This window comes from Pseudarthrobacter siccitolerans, from assembly GCF_001046895.1.
GTDB classification, from domain to species: domain Bacteria; phylum Actinomycetota; class Actinomycetes; order Actinomycetales; family Micrococcaceae; genus Arthrobacter; species Arthrobacter siccitolerans.
Map to the genome: position 1 here is coordinate 78,830 of NZ_CAQI01000048.1, position 13,957 is coordinate 92,786.

At 66.9% G+C, this 13,957-nt stretch carries 12 protein-coding genes; 8 read left to right on the top strand and 4 right to left on the bottom strand.

Annotated elements, in window-relative coordinates; translation table 11 throughout:
* Nucleotides 1-30 precede the first annotated feature (30 nt).
* On the bottom strand, nt 31-1,443 hold the full coding sequence (locus ARTSIC4J27_RS15365; protein ID WP_050056075.1) for an amino acid permease: 1,413 nt from the start codon (nt 1,441-1,443) through the stop codon (nt 31-33).
* Nucleotides 1,444-1,488: 45 nt separating this feature from the next.
* Entirely contained in the window at nt 1,489-2,586 is a 1,098-nt protein-coding gene (gene hisC, locus ARTSIC4J27_RS15370) for a histidinol-phosphate transaminase (RefSeq protein WP_050056076.1), read from the bottom strand.
* Nucleotides 2,587-2,679: 93 nt separating this feature from the next.
* Between hisC and ARTSIC4J27_RS15375 the strand changes: the two genes are divergently transcribed.
* From ARTSIC4J27_RS15375 to ARTSIC4J27_RS15400, 6 genes are all read left to right on the top strand, one after another.
* The gene (locus ARTSIC4J27_RS15375; RefSeq protein ID WP_050056077.1) at nt 2,680-3,210 is read left to right on the top strand and encodes an Lrp/AsnC family transcriptional regulator; all 531 of its coding nucleotides are present in this window, start codon (nt 2,680-2,682) and stop codon (nt 3,208-3,210) included.
* Nucleotides 3,211-3,304: 94 nt separating this feature from the next.
* Nucleotides 3,305-4,963, top strand: a complete 1,659-nt coding sequence (locus tag ARTSIC4J27_RS15380; protein WP_050056078.1) for a thiamine pyrophosphate-binding protein — start codon at nt 3,305-3,307, stop codon at nt 4,961-4,963.
* A gap of 187 nt (nt 4,964-5,150) precedes the next feature.
* The gene (locus ARTSIC4J27_RS15385) at nt 5,151-5,606 is read left to right on the top strand and encodes an SRPBCC family protein (protein ID WP_050056079.1); all 456 of its coding nucleotides are present in this window, start codon (nt 5,151-5,153) and stop codon (nt 5,604-5,606) included.
* A gap of 293 nt (nt 5,607-5,899) precedes the next feature.
* A complete protein-coding gene (locus ARTSIC4J27_RS15390) occupies nt 5,900-6,703 on the top strand; it encodes a DUF6994 family protein (RefSeq protein WP_235436709.1) in 804 nt (267 codons plus the stop codon).
* Between the two features lie 86 nt (nt 6,704-6,789).
* The gene (locus ARTSIC4J27_RS15395; RefSeq protein WP_050056081.1) at nt 6,790-7,356 is read left to right on the top strand and encodes a DM13 domain-containing protein; all 567 of its coding nucleotides are present in this window, start codon (nt 6,790-6,792) and stop codon (nt 7,354-7,356) included.
* A 69-nt stretch (nt 7,357-7,425) separates the two neighbouring features.
* Nucleotides 7,426-8,322, top strand: coding sequence for a ketopantoate reductase family protein (locus ARTSIC4J27_RS15400; protein ID WP_050056082.1), 897 nt, complete (start codon nt 7,426-7,428; stop codon nt 8,320-8,322).
* 117 nt (nt 8,323-8,439) lie between these two features.
* Here the strand turns inward: ARTSIC4J27_RS15400 and ARTSIC4J27_RS15405 are convergent, their stop codons facing one another.
* On the bottom strand, nt 8,440-9,981 hold the full coding sequence (locus ARTSIC4J27_RS15405) for an alanine/glycine:cation symporter family protein (RefSeq protein ID WP_050056083.1): 1,542 nt from the start codon (nt 9,979-9,981) through the stop codon (nt 8,440-8,442).
* A 219-nt stretch (nt 9,982-10,200) separates the two neighbouring features.
* Here ARTSIC4J27_RS15405 and ARTSIC4J27_RS15410 point away from each other — a divergent pair, with 219 nt between their 5' ends.
* Nucleotides 10,201-11,790 (top strand): serine hydrolase domain-containing protein, encoded by a 1,590-nt coding sequence (locus ARTSIC4J27_RS15410; RefSeq protein WP_050056084.1) that lies wholly within the window; start codon nt 10,201-10,203, stop codon nt 11,788-11,790.
* Between the two features lie 4 nt (nt 11,791-11,794).
* Nucleotides 11,795-12,307 carry a methyltransferase family protein gene (locus ARTSIC4J27_RS15415; RefSeq protein WP_050056170.1) on the top strand — a complete coding sequence of 171 codons (513 nt, stop codon included), beginning with the start codon at nt 11,795-11,797 and terminating at the stop codon, nt 12,305-12,307.
* A gap of 45 nt (nt 12,308-12,352) precedes the next feature.
* Here ARTSIC4J27_RS15415 and ARTSIC4J27_RS15420 read toward each other — a convergent pair whose 3' ends face one another.
* Nucleotides 12,353-13,861: an MFS transporter gene (locus tag ARTSIC4J27_RS15420; RefSeq protein WP_050056085.1), complete on the bottom strand. Its 1,509-nt coding sequence runs from the start codon at nt 13,859-13,861 to the stop codon at nt 12,353-12,355.
* Nucleotides 13,862-13,957 lie beyond the last annotated feature (96 nt).

The window sequence follows — 13,957 nt, forward strand, 5'->3', positions numbered from 1 at the left end:
CCGGGGCGTCGCCGTCGTGCATGTCATTCTTTAGTCGATAAGCACCGATGGCTTGGCACGCTCGGAAGGTTCTACAACGGGCGCAGCCTTCCGGTTCCGGTGGTTCAGCCAGTTCGCCACCGCCAGAAGCGCCACGAGCCCGAACGTGCTCAGGAGCTGCGGGCGGGAGTCCTCGCCGATGAAGCCCACCGTGAAGATCGCCGCCAGGATCAGCAGGCCAAGGGAGGTGAGCCACGGGAAGCCGGGCATCCGCAGGGGAAGCTCGGTTCCCTCGCGGTCGGCACGAAGCCGCAGGGCGAGCTGGGCCAGGAGGGCGGACGTCCACACCAGCAGGCAGGTTGAACCCACGATGTTGAGCAGGATGGGAAGGACCATCTCGGGGAAAGCCAGCTCCAGCACCACCGTAACAACGCCGAACGCGACGCTGGCCAGGACCGCGACCACGGGAACCCGGGCCTTGGACACCGAAGCGAGCAGCCGCGGTGCTTCACCGCGCTCGGCAAGCGAGTAAGCCATCCGGGAGGCGCCATAGAGGTTGGCATTGAGCGCGGAGAGCAGCGCTGCGACGGCTACCAGGGTGATGGCGGTGGCTGCGCCGGGCATGCCGGCGGCGTCCAGCACTGCGGCGAACGGGCTCTTCAGCCCTGCCGAACCCACGGGAACTACGGCCGCGATCACAAAGATGGCACCGATGTAGAACACCAGGATGCGCCACAGCACGGTCCGGACGGCTTTCTTCACGCTGCGGGCCGGCTCGGCGGTCTCAGCTGCGGCCACGGACACGATTTCGGTGCCGCCGAACGCGAACGCCACCACAAAGAGTGCCGTGGCAATCCCGGCAAAACCGCTGGGCGCGAAGCCGTCTCCGGTGAAGTTGGCCAGGCCCGGCGATTGCGCGCCCGGCAGCCAGCCAAACAGCAGGGCAGCGCCTACCAGGAGGAACCCGACGATCGCCGCCACCTTGAGCAGGGCGAACCAGAACTCGAACTCGCCGAAGTTTTTCACGCTGGTCAGGTTCACGGCGGTGAGCACCACGATGAAAACGAAGGCCATCAGCCACACCGGCAGGGCCGGGAAGATCGTGGCCAGCAGGCCTGCAGCACCGAGCGCTTCGGCCGCGATGACCACCACGAGCTGCAGCCACCAGAGCCAGCCCACCGTGGCACCGGCCACCGGCCCGTAGGCCTTGGCGGTGTAAACGGAGAAGGCACCGCTGTCCGGGTTGGCCGCAGCCATCTCGCCGAGGGCCCACATCACCAGGATGATGAGGGTGCCGGCCACGAGGTAGGAGATCAGCACCGCCGGGCCGGCTGCCTGGATGCCGGCGCCGGAGCCGATGAAGAGGCCAGCGCCGATGGCGCTTCCAAGCCCCATCATGGTGAGCTGGCGGGGTTTGAGGGCCGCGCCAAGCGCGCGGGCAGACGTCTTTGTCTGTTGTTCCATGGGATTCCTCTAGTCAGTAGGTGGAACGGATTTGGGGGTGAAAGTTCAGGCTCCGTGGGCTGCCAGGATCCGGAGCACGCGGTCGTTGGCGGCGGCGTCGGCAACGGTGATCCGCACGCCGTCGCCCTGGTACGCCCGGACCATGATGCCGGCGCCGTCGAACGCCTCCATCAGCCGCGTCCGGAGCCCGTCGTCGGCGCGGATCCACAGGAAATTGCCCTGGCTCGGCTCCAGCTTCCAGCCCCGGGCTGCCAGCTCCCGAGACATCCGCGCACGCTCCTGCTTGACGACGGCGACCCGCGCCTCCATCTCCTCCCCCGCGTCCAGCGACGCGATGGCCGCCTTCTGGGCCAGCGCGCTCACCGCGAACGGAAGCGCGGTCCGGCGCAGCCCCTCGGCAATCTCCGGCGCCGCCACGGCATATCCCACGCGCAGGCCGGCGAGTCCGTAGGCCTTGGAGAAGGTGCGCAGGACGCAGACGTTCGGGTACTCGCGGTAGAGCGCCAGGGAATCGGGGCCGCTGCCCGCCTCGGCATACTCCACGTAGGCCTCGTCGATCACCACGAGGATGTCGGGGCGGACGGAGCGCAGGAAGGCTTCGATGCGGTCGTGGCTGATCGGGACGCCGGTGGGGTTGTTGGGGGTGCACAGCAGGATGACCTTGGTGCGGTCCGTGACGGCCGCGGCCATGGCGTCGAGGTCGTGGCCCTCCAGGTGGTCCAGCGGGATGCGGACCGGCCGGGCGCCTGCCAGCTCCACCAGGATGGGGTAGGCCTCGAAGGAGCGCCACGCGAAGATGACCTCATCTCCGGCGTCGCACAGTCCGGTGATGATCTGCTGGAGGACACCCACGCTGCCGGGTCCCACCGCGATCTCCCCGGCCGTGACGCCGAGGTGCCGGGCAAGCCGTTCGCGGAGTTCGACGGCGGCCATGTCCGGGTAGCGGTTCATGGCACCGGCCGCTCCGGCCACCGCAGCGATTGCCGCGGGCAGCGGCTCGTAGTGGCTTTCGTTGCTGGCGAGGGCTGCGATGTCCATACCGGCGCTGCGCCGGCCCGGGACGTAGGACGGGAGGCCGGTCACCGCGTCACGAAGGGTGGGGCGCGCGGCGGCCGGTGCCGATTGAAGCTGAGTGAGGGTCATGAGGACCGATCATGATTGTGACCCCGCGCACATTGCAAGATACGCTCAAGGCATTGGGACTTCTGCTCAACTTCTACTGCATGTGGTGAAAATATGACCATCGCTAACTCCCGCGCCCTGGATTCCCTCGACGGCAGGATCATCCTTGCCCTGGACAAGGATCCCGAAGCCAGCGCCCTGGCACTCTCCCGGACACTCGGCGTCGCCCGGAACACTGTCCATGCCCGGCTGTCACGGCTCGAGCGCAGCGGCGCGCTCCGTTCGTTCAGCCGCAGGCTGGACCCCGCCGCGCTCGGCTACGACCTGATGGCCTTCCTCTCACTGGCCATCAGCCAGACCCGGGCGGGCGCGGTGGAGAACGGGCTCGCGGCCATCCCGGAGGTGATCGAGGTCCACGCCACTACCGGGGACGCAGACCTGATGGCCAAGGTGGTTGCGCGGAGCACGGCCGACCTCTACCGCATCACCAACCAGATCCTGGCCATCGACGGCATCCAGCGGACCAGCACCGCCATCTCCGTCGTCGAACTAATGCCGCCCCGGTACGACGGCCTCCTGAACCGGCTCTCGAAGCAGGAATCCCACCCATCGGATGAAACTACGGGTGACGCAGGCCACAAGTAGGCATATTTTCAATTGCTCCTACTCCTGACTGCCAATAATCCCAGCCAGATCCAGCTCTATTGCTTATCCGCAAGCTGGCCCACAGGATTCCTGCATGACTACTCTCACCGTCTCGGGCCGCGTGGCACAGGTTCTCAGCAGCTACCTCAGCGACGTCTTCGGCGTTATGGGCAACGGCAACGTCTACTTCCTGGACGCCGCCGAAAAGATGGGCCTGCGCTTCTCCGCCGTCCGGCATGAGGGCGCCGCCATCGCCGCCGCCGACGCCTATTACCGGACGTCCGGACGGCTCGCGGCGGGCACCACCACCTACGGCCCCGGCTACACCAATGCACTTACCGCACTGGCCGAGGCGGTCCAGGCGCAAATCCCCGTCGTACTGGTCACCGGGGACGCGCCAAGCAGCGGCGCCCGGCCGCAGGACGTGGACCAGGCCGCCATCGCCGCCGGCCTCGGCGCGGCCACCTTCACCGTCACCCGCGATGCCGCCGGCTCCATCACCCAGCAGGCGGTGGAGTACGCACTCACCAAGCGCACCGCCGTCGTGATTGCCATTCCCTACGACCTCGCGTCACTCGAGGCTGCGGACGAGGAACTTCCGGCACCGCTCGCCGCTCAGGTGACGGACGACGTCGACCGCGGCCTTTCGCAGGCAGCCCGTCTGCTCGCCGGGGCCAAGCGCCCGCTGATCCTCGCCGGCCGCGGTGCGCACCTGGCCGGAGCCGGCACCGAGCTGCGGGAACTCGCCGACCGCCTGGGCGCCCTAACCGCCGGAACCGCGCTGGCGTTCAACCTCCTCAACGGCGAGGGGTACCTCGGCGTCGCGGGCGGCTTCGGCACGGATACCGCGGCCGGGCTCATGGGCGAGGCCGACGTGGTGCTAGTGGCCGGGGCGAGCCTGAGCCCGTTCACCATGCGGTTCGGGCACCTGCTTGGTCCGGACAGCACGGTCATCCAGATCGATACCGCCCTGCAGCCCACGAACCCCCGGGTGGACCTGTTCGTCAGCGCGGACGCGAAGTCCTCCGCGCGACGCCTTCTTCAGCTGCTGGATGACGCGGCTTCGGCTCAAGGTTGGCGCGCGGAAGCTTGTAAGCGTCTGGCTGCGGGACCGGGGCACCACCCGGGCTCCGACGAAACGCCGGACGGACGGCTGGACCCGCGCTCCCTTGCCACGGCACTCGACGCCGTGCTGCCGGAACGCCGTACGGTGGTCCAGGACGGCGGGCACTTCGTGGGCTGGGCACCGATGTACTGGAACATCCCGCGGCCGCAGGACCTGGTGATGGTGGGGACCGCGTTCCAGGCCATCGGGCTGGGCCTGGCCAGCGCCGTCGGGGCGGCCCGCGCAGTTGAGGACGGCCGTACCCTGGTGCTGGCCTCCGGCGACGGCGGTTTCCTGATGGGCCTCCCCGACCTCGAATCACTGATCGGTGCGGCGAAGAGCGCCATTGTGGTGATCTACAACGATGCCGCCTACGGAGCCGAGATCCACCAGTACGGCTCCCAGGGCCTGACCGAAAAGCCCATGCTGATCCCCGAGGTGGATTTCAGCGGGATTGCGCGTGCTTTGGGTGCGGAGTCGGCGATCATCCGGTCGCTGGCGGACCTTTCAGCGCTCACGGACTGGATCGACGCCGGCGCCCGGGGAACCTTCGTGGCCGACTGCCGGATCACGTCCAGCGTCCGCGCGCCGTGGCTGAACGAGTGGATGAACGCCAAGCAGGCGGCGAAGGCCACGGTGGCGGGCTAGGTGCGTCAGGGATGGGCCTCGCCGTCGGGGTCCATTCCGAGACGCTTGCCGAGCTCTCCGGCTACTCGTCCTACCCTAGTTTTGTCCTGAAGTTCACAACGCGTTGACACGACTATGCCGGCGGCCCACACTGGCGCTACACCTGCCAGGCAAGCCGCCCCGGCGGGCCTGTTCAGGGAGGGCTCTCATGCCTGTCATCGAAGAAAGTGTCTACATCGACCGACCGCCCGAAGAGGTTTTCGCATTCCTCACCAGGACTGAGAACATCCCCGTTTGGGACTCGTCGGTCACCCAGGCTGAACAGGTGGGTGACGGTCCGGTCGGTCCCGGCACACGCTCAAAGGGAACCAGCAAAATACTGGGCAGGCAGTTCGACTGGGTCACTGAGAACGTCCACTTCGACCCGCCAAGGCTTTCCGTCATCCGCTCCGTCGAGGGCAAATTTGGCTTCACCATCAGCAACATGCTGGAACCGGAAGCCAGCGGAACGCGGCTGACCTACCGCGTGGAAGTCGACACCGGCATGGGCGGATTCTTTGGCAAGCTTGCCGACCCGCTTGTGCAAAAAACACACACCCGGACCGTCCGCGCGAACCTGGAGACCCTCGCGGATCTGTTGGCTGAACATCCCGCCGGCATATGAGCCCGTTGCCGCTGGGGCGGACGGGAGCGGCTGCAATTATTTTAGGCTCGCCGAGGCCGGCGGTCCGGGCGCCCCGTGCACTATCGTTTCTGGGCAGATTCAACAGCTAGCGGCGCTACCTGGCTTTGTGGGTTGCATTCGCGGGGCACGGGAAAGATCAGCACAAGATTGCCGCAGAACGAGCCCTTTCAATCTCGTCCGGAAATAGCATCGAAGCATTAGCCGTATCAATTGTTGGGGGAAAAACGATGATGGGACCCAGTCCTGCAGGCGCACCGATGGAGAATTACCCTTTGGCAACCGATCCCGACAATGCCGGCTCGTTGCCGGTCTTCGATATCTCATTCGACTTCACAACCGACAAGCCTGCGAGGACCAGGCCCGACGCAGACAGGGACAGTCCGAAGCTCCGGTCGCTCCACGAGTTGCTGTGGACCAAAAGGCTCAACTCCGGGGTCCTTTTCGCCCCGAAAGCGCCACCTCGTCGTCGGGACGGCTACCTCATCTTCACCGACACTTCCGGGGCGAGGCATTGGTACGGCAGCGACGCCATCACGAACTCCTACTCGAGGTGGTCACGTCCGAAGTCCCTGGCCGAGGCAACCGCCTCGTTAAGCGAGGCGCAACGGTCCCGCTATCTCAACCCGCCATACACCATCGGCAGTTCCATGATTTGGCCGGTCAGGTCGAAGGACCGGCCCACCATAAATGCGGCACGAGGCTTCGGTCCCTCAGGTCGGCTGATCAGTGACCGCATGGATCTCACACTCGAATGCATTCGGCGCCACTACGCAGGAGAACTCGAGAGCCCCCTTGCCAGCGTCCTCACCGCCTACGCGGACTTCTTCGCGCTCTTCGACGGGTTCACGGAGTTCGTGGACTTCTTCCACTTCCAAGACCTCGTGACGCCCGGCTACAACGAAGTTCAGTTCTTTCTGCCGTTCGACGACTTCAACCGTCCCGGGACACCCACCACAACCGAGGAGTACGTAACGTACCGGGAGGCAACGCTGGATTTTATCGACAAGCGGAGCCGTCGGATGGCCAAGTGGCTTGGCGACAACGGTCCCGACGCCGGTGTTGCCGCGCTGGTCTGAAACCACGGCGGCTGTGGCCGGCTAACGTTCGCGGGGATAGCCTTGCAGGCCCGGAACGGCATCCTCGGTCCGGACGTTGTTGGGGTATGAGGAAGCGCGTTGTCATCCCGGCCCTGCTGCTCGTGGCTGTCATCGCGGTTAGTGTGGGGCTGTACCTTTTCCAGCCCTGGCGCATCTTCACGAGCTCAACGGTGATCGAGGACCTTCCGGCTGCTGCCACGCCAGCCGTCGAGCCAACGACCGAGCCGACAGAGCCCGCAGCACCCTCGGCAGCGCCCTCCGCCGTGGCACCCGTTGCCGCTCCGCGTGAGCGCGCAATAGGCCAACTCATCAGCCATGAACACGCAAGTTCGGGAACGGCGAGGATCCTGGAGCTTCCGGATGGGAGCCGGATCCTCAGGCTCGAAGGCCTTGATACGTCCGACGGGCCCGACCTCCAGGTATGGCTCACCGACGCACCGGTGATCGAGGGGACCGCCGGCTGGTACGTCTTCGATGACGGCGCCTACCTCGACCTCGGCGCGCTCAAAGCCAACAAAGGCGACCAGAACTATGAGATCCCGGCCGCCGCGGAGCTTGGCGACTACAGCTCCGTCAGCATCTGGTGCGCGCGTTTCGCGGTGTCCTTCGCCGCAGCCGAACTGAACACGTAGGCCAAGGCCCGCCGGGCATACCCTGAAACCGGTCAACATTCCCGACAAACCCCGGAAAGGCATGCACCCATGCGGATACTCGTCGTCGGAGCCGGAGCCACAGGCGGGGCGTTCGGTACGCTCCTGCAGGAAGCGGGACGGGACGTCACCTACCTGGTGCGTCCGCGCAAGCAGGAGGTCCTCAGCCGCGACGGACTGCGCTTCATCTCCCCCACCGCTGACCGGACGAACCGGGTGAAAACCATCACCGCACCGGACGCTTCAGGGGCCTTCGATCTGATCCTCGTCACGGTCAAAGCCACGGCGTTCGAGGGCGTACTCAGCGAGATCGGCGCCTTCGTGGGGCCGGGAACCAGCATCGTTCCCATCCTGAACGGCATGGCCCATGTGGACCGGCTGGAGCAGCAGTACCCCGGGCAGGTGCTGGGCGGGCTGGCCCGGATCGTGGCCACCCTCGACGGCGACGTGGTCCGCCAGCAGGTGCCCCTCACTTCCCTCATGGTGGGCGGGCTGAACGGAACTCCTGTCCCTGCGGAGGTTTCTGAAGCTCTGGACGTGCCCGGCGTCGACTTCTCGGTAGTGGACGACGTAGCAGGCGCACTGTGGGATAAATGGGCCTTCATCGCGGCCGCGGGAATCGTCAACTGCCTGTTCCGGGCCCCGGTAGGACGGATCCTCGAGGCCGGCGGACAGTCCAGGATCCTGGAGGCCATCAGCGAAACCGAAGCAGTGGCAGCAGCGGCTGGACATCCCGTTTCCGACGCCGCTCACGCACAGGCGGTCGGGATACTCAAGGAGCCGGGGTCGGCCTTCACGTCCTCCCTGTACCGGGACCTCACCGCGGGGCTGCCCTCCGAAGCGGAGCACATCCTCGGCGACCTCGCGCGCCGGGCCCGCGACCTTACCGTCCCCACCCCGCTGCTGGACCTCACCCTCATCCAGATCAGGGCCGGCCTCCCCCGCTGAGTGCGGGAGCGGGACCAAAGCCAAGCGCCGCCGTCGTACCTTCCAAAGGGTACGACGGCGGCGCTGGGCGTTCCGCTCTTTGCCTCCTGCCGCCTTATGCGGCGGGTGCAGTACGCACTAGATCCGCACGGATTCCTTCTCGCGGTCGGCCTTCTTGTAGGACTCCCAGAAGGTGGCACCGGTGATGCCGAGGGGGCCCGGGTCGAAGACGGGGTCGAGGCCAAGCTTCTGCTGCCGTTCGAAGTCCTTCAGCGCCTGGAACGCGGGCTTCTGCAGGACCAGGATGCCGACGATGTTCAGCCAGGCCATCAGCCCGACGCCGATGTCGCCCATCACCCACGCGTCCGCGGCCGTGTTCACGCATCCGTAAGCAGCGGCGACGAGGATGGCCACCTGCAGTGCGATGGTGGTGGCGCGGCCGAGGCTGGTCCGGAGGCCGGGAATCATCGTGGCTGACGAGTTGCCCAGGAGGAAACGCAGGTTGGTCTCCGCCATGTAGTAGTACGCGATGACCGTGGTCAGGCAGAAGAAGACCAGCGTGACAGCAATGAAGGCGGCGCCGACGCCGGGGAAGACGGAGTCGAATCCAGCCTGCACATACTGTGGCCCGACGACGGCGCTCGCCGACAGCAGGCCGCCTTCGGCGAGAATGTCGCCGTCTTCGCTGCCGCCGGAGAAGACGCGGTAGGCACCGGTGGAGAGGATCAGGAAGCCGGTGGCCGAGCACACGAACAGCGTGTCGATGTACACCGCGAAGGCCTGGACGAGGCCCTGCTTGGCCGGGTGCGAGACTTCGGCGGCGGCAGCCGCGTGCGGGCCCGTTCCCTGGCCGGCCTCGTTCGAGTAGACACCGCGCTTGACGCCCCACATCACGGCCAGGCCGATGATCGCGCCGAGGGCCGAATCCATGCCAAAGGCGCTGCGGAACACCAGCGAGAGGATCTCCGGCAGCTGGGCGGCGTTGATGACGACGACGATCAGGGCGAGGATGATGTAGCCGGCGGCCATGAACGGCACGACGAACGCCGCAACGCTGGCGATGCGCTTCACGCCGCCCATGACCACGAGGGCCAGGAGGATGACCGAGCCGACGGCCACAACCCACGGCTCGAGGGTCCACGCGCCGCTGATGGCGGTGGCCATGGAGTTGGTCTGGACACCCGGCATCAGAACGCCGCAGGCAAGGACGGTTACGGCCGCAAAGACGTAGCCGTAGACCTTGAAGAAGCCGGCGCCCTTGGTGTGGGCGAAGGCCCTGGAGAAGTAGTAGGCAGGACCGCCGCGGTACTCGCCGGTCAGCGGATCGCGGGTTTTGTAGATCTGGCCGAGGGTTGACTCGACGAACGACGTGGACGCGCCCAGGAAGGCGACGGCCCACATCCAGAACAGGGCGCCCGGTCCCCCGAAGGCGATCGCGGTGGCGACGCCGGCGACGTTGCCGGTGCCCACGCGGCCGGACAGGGACATGGCCAGGGCCTGGAACGAGGAGACGCCGGAGGCGGACTTCTCGCCGTGAAGCAGCTGCTGGAACATCCCCTTGACGTGCCGGACCTGCAGGAAGCGTGTCCGGATGGAGAAGTAGACACCGGTGGCGAGGCAGAGATAGACGAGCCAGTCGCTCCAGATCACGTTGTTGATGGCCGATAAGACGTCGCTCATAAGTGTGGGTTCCCTCCATGAAGAGCGTGGGTGATGCGGTTGGTGCTGCGCGGCGCCGGTCGACGCGTTGTGGCGCAGCACACCAAAACCTGTGAAGCCTCTCACAAAGCACGGCGCCCGTCCATTTGGGCATCCGTACGGCACTGCGGCGCCGCCGGACGTTGCCTTCCGTCCGTCCTGGCAATACCGTGAGGGGACCCGGCCGAGGCAGGTGCAGGCATGCGAAGGATTCCGTGGTCCCCGCCGTGTTTCCTGTTGTGCCTCCTGGCTGTTGCCTTGCCCTGCGGACTGAGCGTGCCGGCGCCTGCCGCCGTTGTTTCTAAGGCCGCGCCCGCCGTCGTTCCGGACCAGCACACCTACCAGGCGGTGGACGCTTTCCTGCAGGACCAGCTCGAAAGCATCGGGCTCCCGGGCGCCGCCGTCGTCGTTGTTCAGGACGGGGTCCCGGTGCATTCCGCCGCCTACGGCAGCGCCGACAACTCGGGCCGTCCGATGACCGCCGACACCCCGGTACTGCTGGCATCCACCAGCAAGTCCCTAACAGCCATCGCGGTGATGCAGCAGGTGGAGGCCGGCCGGCTTCGCCTGGACGAACCCGTCCGGACCTACCTGCCGTGGTTCACGCTCCGGGACAGCCTCGCATCCGCCATCACCGTCCGCCACCTGCTGCACCAGGCCAGCGGCATGGCGTCCAAGGACACCGCCTTCGAAGGCTCCTTCGCGCAGGACCCGGAGGCCCTCGAAGAAGGCGTCCGGGACCTTGCCGAGTCCCCGCTGGCGGGAGTCCCGGGTGCCGCCTTCGGCTACGCCAACGCCAACTTCAACGTCCTGGGCCTCCTGGTGCAGACGGTCTCCGGGCAGCCGTTCGCGGACTACATGCGGCAGCACGTTTTTGACCCCTTGGAAATGGGCCACAGCCATGCGACCCGCGCTGCTGCCCGTGCGGATGGTGCCGCCGCCGGCCACTCCCTGTGGTTCGGAACTTTCTGGCAGCAGACGGAGGTGCCCGCGCCCACCGTCGGGATGCCGTCGAGCACCATGTACGCCTCCGTGAATGACCTGGGCCGGGAGCTCAGCATGCTGCTGGGCGAGGGGCAATTCCGGGACAGCCGCATCCTTCAGCCCGGCAGCGTCCGGGCCATGCTCGAGCCCGGGGTCCGGGTTGACGGGTCAAAGATGTACGCGATGGGGTGGTTCACCCGACCGCTCGTCGAATCCGTCCCGGCCGCTGAAGCCCACGACGGCGCGTCCTTGCCGCTGCTCGCCGAGCACCAGGGCGAGTGGGGCAACAGCCACACCTATGTGGCGATGGTTCCGGACTCGGGCCTGGGCGTCGCCCTGGTCATCAATGCGAACGACACCTCGGCCCCATCCCGGCTCAAGGCCATCGACACCAACATCCTGCGGATCCTGCACGGGCACTCCCCCGTCCCCGCGCTGGTCCAGGAGGACTGGCTGCAGCGCTACAGCTGGGCGGTGGCGCTGGGGCTGCTGGTGGCGGAGCTACTGAGCCTGTGGCTGGCACTTCGGGTGCTGCTGCGGAGCAGTGGAACGTACGACGGCGGCGGGCGTCTTCCGCGGTTGGCGTCCGGTTTGGCGGCGCTGGCCCTGGACGTTTTCGCCCTGTGGCTGTGCTTCATCTACGCACCCGCCCGGTTCGACACCAACCTGCTGGTGATCATCCGCCAGTTCCCGGACGTCGGCGTCTCGCTGGTGCCGGTCCTCGGGCTGGCCATCGGGTGGGCTGTTCCGCGGACCATGTGGCTGCTCATCCAGGGACTGCGCCTTGGCCCGCGCGGCGTACCCTGAAAGCATGGCGGCGGACATCAGTGCTGCGCACACACTGGCGGCGCGGCTGAAGGCTGTGTACGAAAATCTTCCGCTGCCGGCGCCCGTCGTTGCCGGGATGGCCCTCGATCTCCTCCTTGCCAGGCTCCGTCCCCTGCCGCTTCCCGGACCCCGTTCCGTCCATAGGCTGGCAGGGGCAGGACTGGTGGTGGCAGGTATGGGCCTCAACGCCTGGGCCCTGGCGGAACGTCGACGGCGTTCAACCGGCCCCTTTGAGTTGGAGCGGCCCGAGGAACTGGTGGCCACCGGACCCTATGCCGTCACGCGCCACCCGATGTACGTGGGGTGGTGGCTCATTCAACTCGGCGCGGGAACCCTGGCCGGTTCGTCCTGGGTCCTCGTGCTGCTGCCGGCCGAGGTGCTGGTGGAGCACCGGTCTGTCCTCGACGAAGAGGCCACGCTCACCGAGCTGTTTCCACAGTCCTACCCGGACTATGCACAGAGGATTCCGCGCTACCTTGGGCTCCCCCGCACATAGGTTCCTTCGGCTGGGACTCAGGTGCCGCCGTCGTACGACCCCGCGTTACATCACCTTCGGCTTCCCTGGCCGCCCCTTGTGCGACTCCCGCGCGACCTCAAAGCTGCTCTCGAACGGCAGGGAGTCCAGGTCCAGCAAGGGGTTGTTGTCCTGCGTCTCCACCAGTTTCCGGGCCGCTTCCTCCGAGTCCACGCTGGGCATGGAGCCGGGCAGGTGCCGGCCGGCCGATTCGGGCAGGAACCGGATGGCCACGGCGGCAATCACGGCAACGGCCATGAGGTAGTAGGCGGGCATCATGTCATTGCCGGTCAACTCGATCAGGGACGCGATGATGAACGGGGCCGTCCCGCCGAAGATGGCCACCGCGAAGTTGTAGGCGATGCCCATGGCGGAATAGCGGTGCTCGGTGGGAAACAGCGCCGGCAGCGCCGAGGCGAGGTTCGGCACCGAGAACGCCACCGGGAAAGCCATGAGGGCCAGGCCCAGGAGCGTCGCAGGGACGGTGCCCACCGATATGGCCAGGAACGCCGGAACCGCGAACACCACGGTGCTGAACGCCCCGATCCACAGCACACGGCGGCGGCCGATCCGGTCCGAGAGGAGCCCGGTAAAGGGAATGCACAACGCCATGGCCACCAGGACCGGGAGGGTCAGCAGCGTCCCCTGCACCTCGTTGTACCCCTTGTTGCTGGTCAGGTAGGTGGGCATGTAGGACGTCAGCGCGTAGGCCACCGTATTGGCGGCCGCTGCCAGGATCATGGCCAGCATAAGCGGCCGCCAGTGCGCCTTCACGATGCCCACCGGGCCCACTGGACGGATCTCCTCGGCGCCGGGACGCTTTGCCGCCACGGCTTCGGCTTCCAGCGTGGCCTTGAAGGCGGACGACTCCTCGATCTTCATCCGGAAGTAGACGGCGATGATACCCAGCGGACCGGCCACCAGGAACGGGATCCGCCAGCCCCACTCCCCCATTGCTTCCTGGCCCAGGGTCAGCTGCAGGGCGGACACCACCGCCCCGCCCGCCGCGAAACCGAGGTAGCTGCCCATGTCCAGGAAGCTGACGTAGAAGCCGCGGCGCCGGTCCGGCGAGTGCTCGCACACAAAGGTGGTGGCTCCCGAGTACTCGCCGCCAGTGGAGAACCCCTGCACCAGCTTGGTAACCACCAGCAGCACCGCCGCCCAAAGGCCCAGCACCTCGTACCCCGGCAGCAGGCCGACGGCGAACGTTGCCGCGGCCATCAGCATCAGCGTCATGGCCAGAACCCTTTGGCGGCCGATCTTGTCGCCCAGCCAGCCGAAGAAAATCCCGCCCAGCGGCCGGGCGATGAACGTGGCGGCGAACGTTCCCAGCAGGAACAGGTTCTGCACCGCCTTGTCCGCCTCGGGCAGGAACACCGGCCCCATGGTGGTGATGAGGTAGCCGAACACACCGACGTCGTACCACTCCATCGTGTTGCCCACGATGGTCCCGCCCAGCGCCTTCCGCAGCGTCCGGTGGTTCACCACGTTGACGTCGGATACCTTCAACCGCCGCTGCCCGTTGCGTTCTGTCATGGCCCGCTCACCGCCGCCTCGCTCATCACGCTGGGCATACGTCGTCGTTCTTCCGGCCCGCCTGGCCGGCAGGAGCCCAACACCTTCGATCATCCT